Origin of the sequence: Bradyrhizobium sp. B025, assembly GCF_042257955.1 — a bacterium.
Lineage (GTDB): Bacteria > Pseudomonadota > Alphaproteobacteria > Rhizobiales > Xanthobacteraceae > Bradyrhizobium > Bradyrhizobium diazoefficiens.
In genome coordinates this window covers 2,249,924-2,266,132 of sequence record NZ_CP170150.1, presented here as the reverse complement: position 1 = coordinate 2,266,132, position 16,209 = coordinate 2,249,924, and the positions used below count along the sequence as shown (strand labels likewise).

Genomic DNA, 16,209 nt, shown 5'->3' with positions numbered 1-16,209 from the left:
CTAGGCAGGCGTGGCACGGTCGCTAGTATCCCTCCCAAAGACGATGAGTCACAGGGAGGACTTTGAAGTGGTCGACTACAGAATCTCGCGCCGTACGCTCTTGACCGGCACGGCAGCGGCTGGCGCGCTCAGCCTGACCGGATTGCCGGCGCGCGCCGAGGTCAACTGGAAGAAATATGCCGGGACCAAGCTGGAGGTGATCCTCGCCAAGGGTCCGCGCGGCGACAACCTGCAAAAGAACATCAAGGAGTTCACCGAACTCACCGGCATCCAGGTCGAAGCCGAGCAGATCCCCGAGCAGCAGCAGCGCCAGAAGGTCGTGATCGAGTTCACCTCGGGCCGGCCCAGCTTCGACGTCGTCCATCTCAGCTATCACGTGCAGAAGCGGCAGTTCGAGAAGGCCGGCTGGCTCGCCGACATGACGCCTTTCATGAAGGACCCGTCACTGACCGCGCCCGATCTCGTCGAGAGCGATTTTTCCGCCGCGGGCCTGCAATATGCCAAGAACGACAAGGGGCAGATGCTGTCGCTGCCGTGGTCGGTGGACTATTTCATCCTCTACTACAACAAGGAGCTGTTCCAGAAGAAGGGCGTGGCCGTCCCGAAGACCCTCGACGAGATGGTCGCTGCCGCCGAGAAGCTCACCGATCCCAAGGAAGGCACCTACGGCTTCGTCGGGCGGGGCTTGCGCAACGCCAACATGGCATTGTGGACCAACTTCTTCCTCAACTATGGCGGCGAATTCCTCGACGACAAGCGCAACATCCTGACCGACGGCCCGGAAGCGATCGCGGCAACGAAGCTCTACCAGACGCTGCTGACGAAGTCCGCCCCGCCCGGCGTCGCCGGCTTCAACTGGATGGAGTCGATGGCCTCGTTCACGCAAGGACGCTCGGCGATGTGGATCGACGGCGTCGGCTGGGCGCCGCCGCTGGAGGATCCGGCCGCCTCGCGCGTCGTCGGCAAGGTCGGCTACACCGTCGTGCCCGCCGGACCCAAGGGACATTATTCGTCCACTTACGGCGACGGCATCGGCATTGCGGCGGCGAGCAAGAACAAGGAAGCCGCCTACCTGCTCTGCCAGTGGGTGGTCTCGAAGCAGCAGGGCGCGCGCCTGCTCCAGGCCGGCGGCGGCGTCCCGTTCCGCAGCTCGATCCTGAACGATCCCGAGATCCAGAAGGGCGTGAAGATGCCGCCGGAGTGGCTGCAATCGGTGATCGAGTCCGGCAAGATCAGCAAGCTCGGCCTGCCCGTGGTCGTCCCCGTCGCCGAATTCCGCGATATCGTCGGCGCGGCGCTCACCGCGACGCTGTCCGGGGCCGACCCGGCCGCCGAGCTGAAGAAGGCCAACGACCAGTTCCGGCCGATCCTGGAGCGTAGCGAAAAGGCGTGAGTGCGTTGACACAAGCTGATCCGGCCGCGGCACGGTCCGATGCCGCGCCGGAGAAAGAGTTGCGCCCGCCGTCCTACTGGCCGTTCGTGGTGCCGGCGCTGGTCGTCGTGCTCGCCATCATCATCTTCCCGTGGGTCTTCACCATCTGGATGAGCCTGAACGAGTGGAAGGTCGGCTCGCCGACCACCTTCGTCGGGCTCTCCAACTATCTGCGGCTGACCAGCGATCCGCGCTTTCTCGAGGCGGTCGGCCACACCATCGTCTACACCGCGCTGTCGGTGCTGCTGCCGCTGGTGCTCGGCACGTTCGCAGCCGTGGTGTTCCACCAGAAATTCGCCGGCCGCGGCTTCCTGCGCGGCGTCTTCATCATGCCGATGATGGCGACGCCCGTCGCGATCGCGCTGGTCTGGACCATGATGTTCCACCCGCAGCTCGGCGTGCTGAACTACATCTTGTCGCTGGTCGGGATACCGGCGCAGCTCTGGGTGTTTCATCCCGCGACCGTCATTCCCTCGCTGGTGCTGGTCGAGACCTGGCAATGGACGCCGCTCGTGATGCTGATCGTGCTCGGCGGCCTCGCCGCAATCCCGACCGAGCCATATGAGAGCGCGCAGATCGACGGCGCCAATCTCTGGCAGATGTTCCGCTTCATCACGCTGCCGCTGATCATGCCGTTCCTGTTCATCGCCGGCATGATCCGCATGATCGACGCGGTGAAGAGCTTCGACATCATCTTCGCGATCACGCAAGGCGGACCCGGCTCGGCGTCGGAGACGATCAACATCTACCTCTACAGCGTCGCCTTCACCTACTACGACCTCGGCTACGGCTCGGCGATCGCGGTGGTGTTCTTCCTGTTGATCGTCCTGCTTGCCGCGGTGATGCTGTATGCCCGCCAGCGCATGGTGTGGACCGAAATCGCGAGCGACGCATGACACCTCGTCAGATCATCGGCAAGATCGGCCTGTGGCTTTCGGTGTTCGTCATCGTGTCGCCGGCAATCCTGTTCTTCCTGTGGATGCTGTCGCTGTCGCTCAAATTCGAGATCGACAACGCCGCCTACCCGCCGGTGTTCTTCCCCGAGCATATCGCCTGGAAGAACTATGCCGACGTGCTGGCCTCCAACCGCTTCCTGACCTATTTCATCAACAGCCTGGTCGTCACCGGCAGTGCGACCGCGCTGGCGCTGATCGTCGGCGTCCCCGCCGGCTACGGCATCGCGCGCATGGCCGCGCACAAATCCGCGATCGTGATCCTGATCGCGCGCATCACGCCCGGCCTGTCCTACCTGATTCCGCTGTTCCTGCTATTCCAGTGGCTGGGATTGCTCGGCACGCTGGTGCCGCAGATCATCATCCACCTCGTCGTGACGGTGCCGATCGTGATCTGGATCATGGTCGGCTATTTCGAGACCACGCCGCTCGAGCTGGAAGAGGCCGCCCTGATCGACGGCGCCACGCGCTGGCAGGTCTTTCGCCACGTCGCCCTGCCGATCGCCAAGCCGGGGATCGCGGTCGCCTTCATCCTCGCCGTGATCTTCTCCTGGAACAACTTCGTCTTCGGCATCGTGCTGGCCGGACGCGAGACGCGCACCCTGCCCGTCGCGGTCTACAACATGATCTCGTTCGACCAGCTGAGCTGGGGGCCGCTCGCCGCTGCCGCGCTGATCGTCACCCTCCCGGTACTGCTGCTGACGGTGTTTGCGCAGCGGCAGATCGTGGCCGGGCTCACCGCGGGTGCAGTCAAGGGCGGGTGATCACCCGACGCCGCCCATCGTAAGAAGACGATCGCGGTGGGCTCACCAGCCCACGCGCAGGCCCACGCGTCCGCCGGCGACCTTCTCGTCCGGCCCGTAGCCGATGCCGCCGTTGAACTGCATGTTCCGATTGATACGCAGCGCCGCATTGAACGCTAGACCGTTGGCCCGCTCGAAGGTCCCGTAGTTCATCGTCATGGCAAAGGTCTCGTCCGGCAGCAGCGTCGGCACGCCGGCCATGGCAAAGGCCATGGCGACGCCGCTGGTCGTCTTGCTCGTTCGCGTGCTGAGGTCGTCGAGGCGGCCATTGATGCTGGCGAGCTGGGCATTGATGGCGCTGAGATCGCTCGTCGAGGCTAGGCCGAGATTGGCGAGCGTGGTGGTCGCAAGATTGCCGGCGCCGTCGGACGTGACAAGCTGCGTCGCGCCGCTTTGCGCGGCTTTGCTGGCCGACGAGGCGATGCCGGCCATGGTGTAGGTGTTGCCTGCCGTGCCGAACGCCTGCTGATTGGCGCGCGTCGCTGCGGCGCCGTTGCCGATCGCGGCGGAGTTGGCGAAGCCGGCGCTGGTGTTGTTGCCGACGGCGACGGCGTTGGCGCCTGCGACCGATACGGTGTTGCCGATCGCGATGCCGCCTGACCCGGCCACGGTCGCCGTGTTCGCCATCACCAGCGCATTGGGCGCGTTGACGGCATTGCCGGTGCCGAACACCGAGGAGCCGACTGCGCTCGCGGTGCCGGCCACTGTGTTGTTGGAGCCGACCACGTTGACGACGTTGCCCCAGCCGGCCTGGCTGGTGCCGTTGATCGTGTTGTTGCCGCCCAGTGTGAAGCTGCGGTCGCCTCGGACGATCTGCACGGTGCCGAACGCACCGCTGTTGTCGCCGGAGATCGCGTTGCTAGCGCCGACCGCGGTGCTATTGGCGCCGTTCACGCCGATATTGTAACCGACGGCCGTGCCGTTGGTGCCGGCAGCATAGACGTTCGCGTTTGTACCCACTGCAAGCGCATTTTCGGCGTCCGCGCGACTGGAATTGCCCGCGGCCGTGCTGGCGTTGCCGCCCGCGACTGTCGCGTAGCCAAGAGCCGTGCTGCCGTCACCACCTGCGCCTGCCCGATAGCCCACGGCCGTGGCGGTGTAACCGCTCGCGGAGCTTTGGTAGCCAAATGCCGAGGTCAGGGCGCCGGTGGCCGCGCTGGCGCTGCCAGCCGCCGTGCTGAAGAAGCCGCTGGCAGTGCTTCGATAGCCCAGCGCTGTGCTGAGGCCGCCAGAGGCCAGACTGCCGGCGCCAAAGGCCGCGGCCTCGGGACCGGCAGAGCTCGATTCGCCGAATGCGGAGCCACCCGTGGTCGCGGAAGCATTGGTGCCGCAAGCCACGCTTTCTATCGAGCTCGCGCTCGCACCGGCCGCACTGTTGCTGGCATTGACGCAAACGAACTGCGCCTGCGCCGACGACGCATCCAGCAGGACAGCCAAGGGGGCAAGCACCGCGGCGGTGCAAATTCCGAGCAAGGACTGCCTGCAGGCACGCCGCGGCGTCCCCCTCGCGACAACCCGATCCTCGTCCGGCCCCACCGCAACCGTCATCCCCCGCATGTCCATCGCCTTACCTTCACGTCATTGCAAATTGCGCGGGCCGGCAAACACGCACGTCTGGCCCGCGCGCAATAATATGAATATTCATGTCCGGAGACTGCGGTTCGACGGTGCGGAAACTTGCCTGATCGTCCCAATTTGCAGACCAACTGCCGAGGGAGCGGCCTGGCATGACGAAAATTCCGTATCTGCGCTTCGACACCGCGGAGCTGCCTGGCGCCGAGCGGCTCGACCGCTACCGGGCGATTCTCACGCACTATGACGTGTCGGTCCCCGAGGGCACGGACCGGGACGACTTCGAGGTCCTGGCCGAGGCCTGGTTGCTCGGTGGCCTGGTCGCCGCGTCCACCCGGATGGCGCCGGTGCGCTTCACCCGTTCCGCCGCACTGGCCAAGGCCGATGGCCGCAATTCATTCGCGCTGCTGCTGCTCAGGCGCGGCGCCTGGAGCGGCGAAGTCGATGGCGAGCCGATCTCGGCCGGTCCCGGCCAGGTGCTGGTGCTCGATCTGACCCGGCCCTTCGACGGCATCGCCACCGCGACCGACACCATCAGCCTCGACGTCGAGCGCGATCCGATCGTCAGTGCCGCGCCCGATGGCCTCGACCTGCATGGCCTCGTCCTTGACGGCGCCGCCGGCCGCGTTCTCGCCGATCATATGGCGCTGTTGCGGCGCAGGCTTCCGGCGATGGAGGAGAACGATGCGCCCGATGCGGTCCGGACGACGCTCGATCTGCTGCGCGGATGCTTCGGCGTGGCCGCCCGGCCGCGCGAGCAGGGGCTTGCCCGGCGTGACATCGCCATCCTTCACCGCGCCAGCCGCTTCATCGACCAGAATCTGGGCCGCAACGACCTGTCGGTGGCAACCATCTGCCGCGAGATCGGCGTGTCGCGCTCGGTGCTCTATCGCGTCTTCGCGCCGCTCGCGGGCGTCGCCGACTACATTCGCGGGCGGCGGCTCGAAGCGATCCACGTGCTGCTTGATGACGCCGATGAAGATCGCTGGAATGCCGAGATCGCCGCCGCGTTCGGCTTCGTGAGCCAGGCCCATTTCAGCCGCAGCTTCCGGCAGCACTTCGGCTACTCGCCGCGCATAGCGCGCGACACCCGCCTGCAGGACCTTGCAGCGGCGGTGGAAGCCGGCCCGGAGCTATTCCGCGAATGGATTGGCCGGCTCGGCTGAGTTGCCCCGGCGTAGAGGGCCAGAAAGAAAACGGCCGGACGGCTCAGGTCGTCCGGCCGCGATAGATATCTTCTCCGCTACTCCGCCGGCGCGGCGTGCATCTCCGGATGCGCGGCATAGTGCTCGGTGGTCCCCAGCTTGCTGGCCGCGAACAGGCCGGCCGCCATCACTGCATAGGCGAACGCAACCGCGGGCGTGACGCCGAAGCCGCCGCCGATGCCGACGGCTTCGCCGTGCATGAAGCCGAAATAGGTGAGCACCGCACCGACCAGCGCGAAGGCCGAGGCCTTCTCGAAGTCGCGTTCGATGATGAAGACGCCGATCGCGCCCAGGATGAGGCCGCCGAGGATGGAGCCGCCGCCCATCACCTCCAGCCCGTGATAGAACACGCCCTGCTGCGGTAGCGCGGCGATCGCCGCGGCCTTGACCGCATCGGCCTTGTCGGCGGCGAGCCCGCCGACGCTGGTCGCCGCCATCATGGTCGAGCCCAGCATGGTGTCGATTTGGAGCTTGGCCCAGGCGGCCAGATGCGGCGTCAGTGCCAGCACGATCGCGGGCGCATGCTTGACCGGCGTGGTCTGGAACGCCTGCGCACCGATGAGCATGCCGATGTAAAGCAGGATCGGCGAGATCGCGACGACAGGCACGAGCGCCAGCAGCACCGAGATGATGCCGAACCAAGCCAGCACGACCACCATGATGCCGGTCGCAGCCGAATAGCCGATGCGGCCGCCCATCGCCTTCCAGCCGGGATGACCGATATAGACGGCGTTGATGAAGGGATTGCCCATCAGGCAGCCGATCAGGCTGACGACGCCGTCGGCGGTGAGCACGCGCGTGGTCGGATATTCGTCGCCGGCGGCTTCCGCGCTCTCGACATTGTCCATGGCCTCGACGAGGTCATAGATACCGAACGGAATGGCGGTGACGAGGATGATGCCGAGGAATTCGAAGCCGGAGAAGACGTAGCCCACCGCCGGGATCGGCACCGAGAAGCCGAAGTTGGCGAAGGCATCACCGACGCCCTTGACGCTCAGCCCACCGAGGCCGAGGCCGAAGAGGTTCGAGCCCCAGGCGATGATCATGCCGGCCGCGATGGCGACGAGACCCGCCGGAATACCGCGCCAGTATTTCACCCCGCCGAACCAGCTCACCAGAATGATGGCGAAGCAGACGAGACCGATCTGCGGCGTCATGTACATCTCGAGCGCCGGGCGCATCGAGATGAAGGTGACGGAGACGCCGGCGAGAGTGCCGAGCAGCGCCGCGCGCGGCGTGATTTTTCGAATGAACGGCGCGATGAAGCCGCCGATCATGAGAATAAAACTCTGGAAGAACACCCAGACGAGGCCGGCCGACCAGCCCTTGAGCGGATCGCCGGTCTTGATCGTGATCGGCAGCATGATCACGAAGGTGACGATGAACATGTGCGGCACGCTGACGCCCGAGGGCAGCGCGCAGACGTCGGTGCGGCCGGTCCTCTGTGCCAAGCGGTAGGCGAGGTAGGCGTAATAGAAGGTCGACAGGCACATCATCAGCCCGAGCGCGGGCAGGATGCGGCCGAACACGAGGCTATCAGGCATCTTCAGCACGAAGCGCAAGAGGCCCGTGAGCACCAGCATGTTGACAAGGATGTTGGTGCCGAAGCCGAAAAACGCGTTCCAGTCGCCCGATGTCCATAGTGCCGGCTTGAACCCGGACGTGTTCAGATCAGATTTGCCGGCCGTCCCCGTCGTTGTGCTCATGGTGATGCCCCTAAGCTGATGTGGAAATCTTCATCGCCTCCAGTACTGCGGCTGAGTCCGCGACCCAGCCGAAGATGCCGCCCTGGGCCTTGATCATCTTCAGGCCCATCTCGTGAAACTCGGGAAAGTAGGATGCGCAGCCGTCCGAGATCACGACGCAGCGATAGCCGCGGTCATTGGCCTCGCGCACCGTGGTGTTGACGCACACTTCGGTGGTGACGCCGCACACCAGCAGATTTTCGATGCCGTATTTCTCCAGCACGTCGGTGAGCTCGGTGGCGTAGAACGCGCCCTTGCCCGGCTTGTCGATCACGACTTCGCTGTCGAGCGGATAGAGCTCGGGGATGATGTCATGGCCGGCCTCGCCGCGAATGAGAATGCGCCCCATCGGGCCGGGATCGCCGATGCGAAGGCTCGGCGCGCCGCGCTCGACTTTCGCCGGCGGCGCGTCGGAGAGGTCGGGCAGATGGCCCTCGCGCGTGTGGATCACCAGCATGCCGGTGTCGCGCGCCGCCTTCAGCACCGCGCCGATCGGCTTCACCGCACGCGCAAGCTGGCTGACGTCATTGCCGAGCGTTTCGCCGAAGCCGCCCGGCTCCATGAAATCGCGCTGCATGTCGATGATGAGAAGCGCGGTGGCGGGCCAGTCGAGCCTGATCGGCTCGGGCTCGGCGCTGATGACGCCCAGTGTCGGCTTGGTCGAGTTCAACATGACTCAAGGCCCCCGCGAGAACTCTCTTTGCCAGCAGTTCTGCAAACGCCGTGCCATTGTGTACAATTGCGGTGGGACACAGGCCGCGAGAGAATTTGCTGCGCACTCAGAAGGTTACGTCAGCAGCTGACGGCTGCTTATTCCCTGTGCGACGGCTTTGCGACGTGCATTTGCTTAAAGGATGGGCGGGGAAGCGGCGTCATTCCGGGGCGCGACGAAGTCGCGAGCCCGGAATCCATCAGGCCGCAATACCCGAGGCGAAATGGATTCCGGGCTCGACGCTCCGCGTCGCCCCGGAATGACAAGGAGCGTGTGTGGTGACGCCCTGCCTCTACCGCCCCGCCCCATACAGTCGCCGATACTCTTCCTCATACGGCCCATACGAGTCCTTCAGCGTCGCCATGTTGAGCAGCATGGTGGCCACCATCGTGCCCGTCTTGTCGAACACGCGCGTCTTGACCCAGGCGCTTTCGGTGCGGCGGCTCCCGGACAGCGCGACCACCTCGCGCTCGACTTCGTACTTTTCGTCGACGAAGAGCGGGCCCTTCACCAGCCTGATCTCCTGGTCGGCGAACAGACCGACCGCCGGGCCCTTGGCCGGCAACGGATCGTCCTTGGAGCGGTACTGGAACAGCACGCTCAGCATCTCCATCGGGATGATCGCCCTGCCCCACGGATTGTCTGAGCCCGAATAGTAAGGAGAGTTCTCGGTGATGACGGCGAGCTTCTGCCTGAGCGAGAATGGATAGAGGTCGCCCATGGTCTGGTCGAACGCCATCCGCACCGGCTGGCGCTTGCTGGTCTGCGCGACCGTCACTTCGCGCAGGATCACGGGATCGGCGAGCGGCTTGAGCTCGGTGAGGCGGGTCTCCAGCGCGGTCGCCGCGTGCGGTTCGCCGACCGAGGCCGTGCCGCGCAGCACTTCGGTGCCGTCGCGCTTGACCATCTGGATCTGGCACTGGCTCGCGCCCGGCAATGGCTTCGACAGAATCGCCTGCACCTCCTCGCCCTCGTAGCAGACGCTGCGGTAATGCGCGGACAGGCAGCCGCTCTCGAACCACGCCTGTCCCCACAACCGCGCGCCGAGCGGGGCGAACTGGCTGAAATGCGTCGGTCCTTCGATGGTGCCGCCCTTGAATCCGAGCTTCTGCGCGGTGGCATCGTCATGGATCGAGGCGTGCGCGTCGTAAGTTTGCGCGTGAAGCATCTGGCGCGGCTGGCGCCACGGCCCGATCAAGGCCTCGGCCGTCTCGGTGATCTCGGTGTCGAATGCGTCTGCGCTCATGATGTTCTCCACAACAAGCCATGACTAGCAGGAGCGCCACGGATGCGGCCAGCGATATTGACTTCGCCGGCCCATGCTCTTGACTGCGATCTCCCGCTTCGCTCAGCCGCAAGCCTCCCGCGGCGCAAAATCCCTCGCCCGACCAGGACAACAAGGACTTCCGAAATGACGCTGATGCAGGTCGAGCTGGACGATAAATACCGGCTCGAATCGAAGCGGATATTCCTGTCCGGCACGCAGGCCCTGGTTCGATTACCCATGTTGCAGCGCGAACGCGACCGGCTTCAAGGACTCAACACCGGCGGCTTCATCTCGGGCTACCGCGGTTCCCCGCTCGGCATGTACGACCACGCGCTGTGGCGCGCCAAGTCGCACCTCCAGCAGCACGACATCGCCTTCGTTCCCGGCCTGAACGAGGACCTGGCTGCGACCGCGGTCTGGGGCAGCCAGCAAGTCGGGCTGTTTCCCGGCGCCAAGGTCGATGGCGTGTTCGGCATCTGGTACGGCAAGGGCCCCGGCGTCGACCGCTCGGTCGACGCGCTCAAGCATGCCAACGCGGCCGGCACCTCGCTCAATGGCGGCGTGCTGGCGCTGGCCGGCGACGACCATGGCTGCCAGTCCTCGACGCTCGCGCACCAGAGCGAGCAGGTGTTCGCGGCGGCGCTGATCCCCGTGATCAATCCGGCGACGCTGCAGGACTATCTCGATCTCGGCCTCTACGGTTTTGCGCTGTCGCGTTTCTCCGGCTGCTGGGTCGGCTTCAAGGCGATCAGCGAGACCGTCGAAAGCTCGGCCTCCATTCACAGCGACCCTGAACGTATCCAGATCAAGCTGCCCGATGATTTCGAGATGCCGCCCGGCGGCCTCAACATCCGCTGGCCCGATCCGCCGCTGGACGCCGAGAGGCGCCTGTTCGGCCCGAAGATGGCCGCCGTGCAGGCTTTTGCCCGCGCCAACCAGCTCGACCGCATCGTGCTCGATTCAAAGCCGGCCCGGCTCGGCATTGTCGCAACCGGCAAGGCCTATCTCGATCTGCGCCAGGCACTTGCCGACTTAGGGATTACCGACAAGGACGCGCAGGACCTGGGCCTTCGCATCTACAAGGTCGCGCTGACCTGGCCGCTGGAGGAGAGCGGCGCCAGGTGTTTCGCCGAAGGACTTCAGGATGTTCTGGTGGTCGAGGAGAAGCGTGGCTTCATCGAAGACCAGCTGATGCGCATCCTCTACAACATCGACGCGTCGAGGCGCCCGACCGTCACGGGCAAGCGCGACGAGCGCGGCGCGCCGCTGCTGCCGAGCGAGGGCGAGCTGACGCCGACCATCGTGGCTGGCGCGCTGGTGGCGCGGCTGCGCAAGCTCGGCCATCACAGCCCGGTGCTCGAGCAGCGCCTGGCCCGGCTCGAGGCGTTCGACAATCCCGTCACCGCCAGCGCGCCGATCAAGCTCGCGCGCACGCCGTTCTTCTGCTCGGGCTGCCCGCACAATTCCTCGACGCGCGTGCCGGAGGGCAGCCGCGCCATGGCCGGCATCGGCTGCCACGGCATGGCCCTGAGCATGCCGACCCGCCGCACCGATTTGATCTCGCACATGGGCGCCGAGGGCGTGAACTGGATCGGCCAGTCGCCCTTCACCACCGAGACGCACATTTTCCAGAATCTCGGCGACGGCACCTACACCCATTCCGGGCTTCTCGCCCTTCGCGCCGCCTCCGCCGCCGGCATCAACATCACCTACAAGATCCTCTACAACGACGCCGTCGCGATGACCGGCGGTCAGCCCGCCGAGGGCGCCTTCAACGTCGCGCAGATCGCGCACCAGGTCTGGGCCGAAGGCGTCAAGCGGCTGGCGATCGTCTCGGATGATCCGGGCAAATACCCCGAAGGCAACTACTTCCCGCAAAGCGCGACCATCCATCACCGCCGCGAGCTCGATGCCGTGCAGCGCGAATTGCGCGACATCAAGGGCCTCACGGTCGTCATCTACGACCAGACCTGCGCGGCCGAAAAGCGCCGCCGCCGCAAGCGCGGGCTCTATCCCGATCCCGCCAAGCGCGCCTTCATCAACGAGCTCGTCTGCGAAGGCTGCGGCGACTGCTCGCAAGCTTCCAATTGCGTCTCGGTACAGCCGCTGGAGACCGAGTTCGGCCGCAAGCGCCAGATCGACCAGTCGAACTGCAACAAGGACTTTTCCTGCGTCGAAGGCTTTTGCCCGAGCTTCGTCACGGTGCATGGCGGCACGCTCAAGCGCATCAAGACGTCGTCGGTGGACTCCGGCCAGCTGTTCGCCGATCTGCCGCTGCCGCCGGCGCGTGAGCTGGACGGCCCCTACAACATCCTCGTCACCGGCATCGGCGGCACCGGCGTCATCACCATCGGCGCGCTGCTCGGCATGGCCGCCCATGTCGACGGCCGCGGCTGCTCGGCGCTGGACTTCACCGGCCTGTCGCAAAAGAACGGCGCGGTGATGAGCCATGTCCGCATCGCGCCGAAGCCTGAGGATATCTCCGCCGTCCGCATCACCACCGGCGGCGCCGACGTCATCCTCGGCTGCGACATGATCGTCTCGGCAGGTCCCTCCGCGCTCAGCCGCGCCGAACGCGGGGTGACGAAGGCCTATATCAATGCCGATCTGCAGCCGACCGCGAGCTTCGTGCAAAACCCCGATCTCGATTTCGAGATGGGCACGATGCAGACCGTGTTGCGCGACGCCGTCGGCGACAAGAATCTCGACATCATCGACGCGACAGGCATTGCCGCAGCCTTGATGGGCGATTCCATCGCGACCAATCCCTTCATGCTCGGCTTCGCCTTCCAGAAGGGCGCGATTCCGCTGTCGCTGGAGGCCCTGCTCCGCGCCATCGAGATCAACGGCGCCGCAATCGAGATGAACAAGCTCGCCTTCACCTGGGGGCGCCTGGCCGCCCACGACATGTCGCGGGTGCGCAGCGTGCTCCAGTTCAAGAGCCGGGCGTCCGCGCCGACCAAATCGCTCGACGACATCATCGCAACGCGCGCGGAATTTTTGACCGGCTATCAGGACAAGGCGTATGCCGACCGCTACCTCGCAGCCGTCGCCAAGGTGCGCAAGGCGGAGAGCGCGGCCTCGCCCGCGTCCACGGAGCTGACCGAGGCCGTGGCCAAGAATCTGTTCAAGCTGATGTCCTACAAGGACGAGTACGAGGTCGCGCGGCTCTACACCGACGGCAGCTTTGCCAAGAAGGTCTCGGAGAAGTTCGACGGCGACTTTTCGCTGAAGTTCTACCTCGCCCCGCCGATCTTCGCGCAGCGCGACAAGACGACCGGGCATCTCCGGAAGAAGGAGTTCGGCGGCTGGATGATCCACACCTTCCGCGTGCTGGCCAAGCTGAAATTCCTGCGCGGTGGCGCGTTCGATCCGTTCGGCCGCACTGAGGAGCGCCGGACCGAGCGGAAGCTGATCGAGAATTATCTGACGATGATCGATCAGCGAATCGTTGGGCTGAAAGCGGCGCAGATCCCGCTGCTGGCAAGGCTTGCTCGCGTGCCCGAGACGATCCGCGGCTTCGGCCACGTCAAGGAAGGCAATATCAAGCAGGCGATGGCCGAGACGGCGCGGCTGGAAGCAGAGCTCGAGAACAGCCGGTTTGCAGCGGCGGCGGAGTAATGTTTCTCTCCCTCTCCCCGCAAGCGGGGAGAGGCGAAGAGGCCGCCGCCCAGATCACATCTGCTCTTTTGCCAACTCGCGCGTCACACCACCCTCCGCCAGATGCCGTCCCGCGATATACCCGAACGTCAGCGCCGGCCCGAGTGTGATCCCCGGGCCAGGGCAGTTGCCGTTCATGATCGAGCCCATGTCATTGCCGCAGGCGTAAAGGCCCGCAATCGGCGTGCCGTCGCCCCGCAGCACACGGGCCTGCGCATCGACCTTCATGCCGATCGCCGTGCCGAGATCGGCCGGATAGATCCGTAGCGCGAAGAACGGCGCGCGGAGGATCGGCGCGACGCAGGGGTTCGGTTTGTGGCTGATATCGCCGAGGTGACGCTGGTAGATCGTGCTGCCGCGGCCGAATTCGGGATCGCGTCCCTCTTTCGCGTCAATATTGTAGGCCGCGATCGTCGCTGTGAGCACAGACGGCTTGATGCCGATCTTCGCAGCGAGCTGCGCGATGTCGGGAGCCTCGACCAACTCGCCGCTCGCGACATAGCGCCGAAAGTTACGCGTGAACGGCTTGATGTGGCCGAGGCCATAGCTCCACAAAAACTGACGATCGCAGATCAGGTAGAACGGCCGATCGGGCTCGCCATGGCCGTCGCGCAGCATGGCGAGCACGAACTCGTGGTAGGACAGCGCCTCGTTGACGAAGCGCCGGCCCGCAGCGTTGACGGCGATCACGCCGGGCTTGGCGCGATCGGTCACCGTGTGCGGGAAAACACCACGGCTGCCGTCAGCGCGGCGGAACAGCGAGGCCGGCACCCAATAGGCCGGGCTCGTCGCCTCGGTATTGAGCGCAGCACCGGCCGTCGTCGCGAGCCGAAGCCCGTCGCCTGTGCCTGATGGACTGGTCGCCGAGACAAATCCTGCCGCAGGCGGGAAGAATCGCTTACGCAAAGCGGCATCGTGCGAAAAGCCGCCGGTCGCAAGCACCACGCCGCGGCGCGCCGCGATCGCGCGGTCGCGGGAGCCGTGACGGATCACCACCCCGCTGACGCGATCGCCCTGCATCGACAAATCCTCGACATCCGCGCTGAAGAGGATCTCGCCCTGCCGCGCCAGCAGCGAGGCGTAGAGCCGCGCGGCGAGCGCGTTGCCGAGATGCAGCGTGGTGCCGCGCGAGCTGCGCAGCCGCTGCATCATGTATTCCGAGACCAGCCGCGCCGCGCGCAGGGTCGAACGCAGCGATTTTCCGATCCGGCGCAGGTGCGGAATGTCGAGCCGATTGACCATCATTCCGCCAAACAGCGTGAACTCCGGCAGCGGCGGCCGCAATCGCGCGAAAGCCCGGCCCAGCCGCGTGCCGTCGAAAGCCACGGGCTCGAGCGCGCGCCCGCCTGATGTCGCGCCCAGCCGTTCGGGATAATAGTCCGGACAGGTCTTCACCGGCTGGAGCCGCACTTCCGTCTTGGCTTCGAGATAGGTGACGGCCTCAGGCCCGCGCGCGAGGAAGGCCGCGCGCAGGCCGGCATTGGCGGGCTCGGGGACCGTGCTCGACAGATACTGCACGGCATCGGCGACGCTGTCGGAAAGCCCCGCCGCCTTCATCTTGGGATTAGCAGGAATCCAGACCATGCCATCGGACCACGCGGTGGTGCCGCCGACGAACGCGGTCTTCTCGATCACCAGCACACTCAGGCCTTCGGCGGCGGCGACCGCCGCCGCCGTCATGCCGCCGGCACCGGCGCCGACGACAATGACGTCGTAAGTCTCATGCGCCGGCATCATGCGGCAATTTTCCGGAGGCGAGGCATGACATCGTCATACCTCGCCCGCGGGCTCGCAGCTAGCGGGCGGGCTTGCGCTCGATCGGGTCGATGTCGATCGCCCGCAGGCGGCCGAGCCGCAGCACGTCCATGGCGAGCCGCCGGCCGATCCGGTCGCGGTCGAGCACGCGGATCAGGTCGTCGACGCCGTTGATCTCGACGCCGTCGAGCCTGATCACGACATCGCCGGGCAACAGGCCCGCCTTCGCGGCCGGCCCGTCCGGCTCGATCTGCATCAGAAGCGCGCCCATCTTATTCTCGACGCCGGCCAGCACCGCATGCCGCCGCGGGACCGGCGCGGTCTGCCCGGCGACGCCGATATAGGCGCGGCGGACATAGCCGTGGCGGATGATCTCCGCCAGCACGAATTGGGCGGTGTTGCTGGCGACCGCAAAGCAGATGCCTTGCGCGCCATTGATGATAGCGGTGTTGATGCCGATCACCTCGGCATTCGACGACACCAGCGGCCCGCCGGAATTGCCGGGATTGAGCGCGGCATCGGTCTGGATGACGTCCTCGATCGTGCGGCCGCTGACCGAACGGATCGAGCGTCCCAGCGCCGAGACCACGCCCGCGGTCACGGTCGATTCGAATCCGAGCGGATTGCCGATCGCGATCACGAGCTGGCCGCGCCGCAGGGTCTTGGAGTTGCCGAGCGCGGCATAGGGCAAGTGGCGCACGCCGTTGGCGCGCAGCAGCGCAAGATCGGTGTCGGGATCGGCGCCGAGCACCTGGGCGTCGCCGACATGGCCTTCCACATCCCGCAGCCGGATCTCCTTGGAGGCGCCGACCACATGGCTGTTGGTGAGCACGAGCCCATCCGGCGAGATCACGATGCCCGAGCCGAGCCCGCCGCGCTCGCGGCCGTTCGGCACCTTGGGCCCGGTCTCGACGCGCACGACGGCAGGGCCGACGCGGTCGGTGACGTCGATCACGGCATTGGAATAGGCATCCAGCAGCGCCCGGTCATCGACCGGCGCAGAAGCTGTCGTTCGCGATGACGCGGCGTCACCGGCGATATCTGAGGTAAAATCCAGCATGGCGAGAGTCCTTGAGGCTCACACAGATGGTGGCCTGTTCCTGCC

11 protein-coding genes are annotated in these 16,209 nt (G+C 65.9%); 5 read left to right on the top strand and 6 right to left on the bottom strand.

From position 1 onward, the window contains the following. The first annotated feature begins 43 nt into the window (after positions 1-43). From ACE10W_RS10485 to ACE10W_RS10475, 3 genes are read left to right on the top strand one after another with little or no spacing between them, the layout of a single operon-like run. Entirely contained in the window at positions 44-1,393 is a 1,350-nt protein-coding gene (locus tag ACE10W_RS10485) for an ABC transporter substrate-binding protein (protein ID WP_049832539.1), read from the top strand. Continuing rightward, complete coding sequence (locus ACE10W_RS10480; RefSeq protein WP_304551421.1) at positions 1,390-2,328, top strand: carbohydrate ABC transporter permease; 939 nt, start codon at positions 1,390-1,392, stop codon at positions 2,326-2,328. Before ACE10W_RS10485 ends, ACE10W_RS10480 begins: the two co-directional genes overlap by 4 nt. After that, positions 2,325-3,149: a carbohydrate ABC transporter permease gene (locus ACE10W_RS10475; RefSeq protein ID WP_304551420.1), complete on the top strand. Its 825-nt coding sequence runs from the start codon at positions 2,325-2,327 to the stop codon at positions 3,147-3,149. Before ACE10W_RS10480 ends, ACE10W_RS10475 begins: the two co-directional genes overlap by 4 nt. 42 nt (positions 3,150-3,191) lie before the next feature. On the opposite strand, the gene ACE10W_RS10470 is transcribed toward ACE10W_RS10475, so the two are convergent. Continuing rightward, complete coding sequence (locus ACE10W_RS10470; RefSeq protein WP_304551419.1) at positions 3,192-4,625, bottom strand: hypothetical protein; 1,434 nt, start codon at positions 4,623-4,625, stop codon at positions 3,192-3,194. A 290-nt stretch (positions 4,626-4,915) separates the two neighbouring features. On the opposite strand from ACE10W_RS10470, the gene ACE10W_RS10465 reads away from it, so the two are divergent. Then, the gene (locus tag ACE10W_RS10465) at positions 4,916-5,926 is read left to right on the top strand and encodes a helix-turn-helix domain-containing protein (protein ID WP_304551418.1); all 1,011 of its coding nucleotides are present in this window, start codon (positions 4,916-4,918) and stop codon (positions 5,924-5,926) included. 77 nt (positions 5,927-6,003) lie between these two features. Here ACE10W_RS10465 and ACE10W_RS10460 read toward each other — a convergent pair whose 3' ends face one another. The 3 genes from ACE10W_RS10460 to ACE10W_RS10450 all read right to left on the bottom strand — a co-directional run bounded on the left by ACE10W_RS10460 (position 6,004) and on the right by ACE10W_RS10450 (position 9,668). Continuing rightward, positions 6,004-7,671: a regulator gene (locus tag ACE10W_RS10460; RefSeq protein ID WP_304551417.1), complete on the bottom strand. Its 1,668-nt coding sequence runs from the start codon at positions 7,669-7,671 to the stop codon at positions 6,004-6,006. Between the two features lie 10 nt (positions 7,672-7,681). Beyond that, on the bottom strand, positions 7,682-8,383 hold the full coding sequence (locus ACE10W_RS10455; RefSeq protein ID WP_027546369.1) for a cysteine hydrolase family protein: 702 nt from the start codon (positions 8,381-8,383) through the stop codon (positions 7,682-7,684). Between the two features lie 331 nt (positions 8,384-8,714). Next, the gene (locus ACE10W_RS10450) at positions 8,715-9,668 is read right to left on the bottom strand and encodes a hypothetical protein (RefSeq protein WP_304551415.1); all 954 of its coding nucleotides are present in this window, start codon (positions 9,666-9,668) and stop codon (positions 8,715-8,717) included. A gap of 165 nt (positions 9,669-9,833) precedes the next feature. Between ACE10W_RS10450 and ACE10W_RS10445 the strand changes: the two genes are divergently transcribed. Next, a complete protein-coding gene (locus ACE10W_RS10445; RefSeq protein WP_375762597.1) occupies positions 9,834-13,310 on the top strand; it encodes an indolepyruvate ferredoxin oxidoreductase family protein in 3,477 nt (1,158 codons plus the stop codon). 54 nt (positions 13,311-13,364) lie between these two features. On the opposite strand, the gene ACE10W_RS10440 is transcribed toward ACE10W_RS10445, so the two are convergent. Beyond that, positions 13,365-15,086, bottom strand: a complete 1,722-nt coding sequence (locus tag ACE10W_RS10440; protein WP_304551411.1) for an FAD-dependent oxidoreductase — start codon at positions 15,084-15,086, stop codon at positions 13,365-13,367. A 58-nt stretch (positions 15,087-15,144) separates the two neighbouring features. Further along, entirely contained in the window at positions 15,145-16,164 is a 1,020-nt protein-coding gene (locus ACE10W_RS10435; protein WP_304551409.1) for a S1C family serine protease, read from the bottom strand. Between the last annotated feature and the right edge of the window lie 45 nt (positions 16,165-16,209).

Coding starts and splice junctions, on each gene's coding strand:
- ACE10W_RS10485 (WP_049832539.1), top strand. CDS start 44: ATGAGTCACAGGGAGGACTTTGAAGTGGTCGACTACAGAATCTCGCGC.
- ACE10W_RS10475 (WP_304551420.1), top strand. CDS start 2,325: ATGACACCTCGTCAGATCATCGGCAAGATCGGCCTGTGGCTTTCGGTG.
- ACE10W_RS10465 (WP_304551418.1), top strand. CDS start 4,916: ATGACGAAAATTCCGTATCTGCGCTTCGACACCGCGGAGCTGCCTGGC.
- ACE10W_RS10460 (WP_304551417.1), bottom strand. CDS start 7,671: ATGAGCACAACGACGGGGACGGCCGGCAAATCTGATCTGAACACGTCC.
- ACE10W_RS10455 (WP_027546369.1), bottom strand. CDS start 8,383: ATGTTGAACTCGACCAAGCCGACACTGGGCGTCATCAGCGCCGAGCCC.
- ACE10W_RS10450 (WP_304551415.1), bottom strand. CDS start 9,668: ATGAGCGCAGACGCATTCGACACCGAGATCACCGAGACGGCCGAGGCC.
- ACE10W_RS10445 (WP_375762597.1), top strand. CDS start 9,834: ATGACGCTGATGCAGGTCGAGCTGGACGATAAATACCGGCTCGAATCG.
- ACE10W_RS10440 (WP_304551411.1), bottom strand. CDS start 15,086: ATGATGCCGGCGCATGAGACTTACGACGTCATTGTCGTCGGCGCCGGT.
- ACE10W_RS10435 (WP_304551409.1), bottom strand. CDS start 16,164: ATGCTGGATTTTACCTCAGATATCGCCGGTGACGCCGCGTCATCGCGA.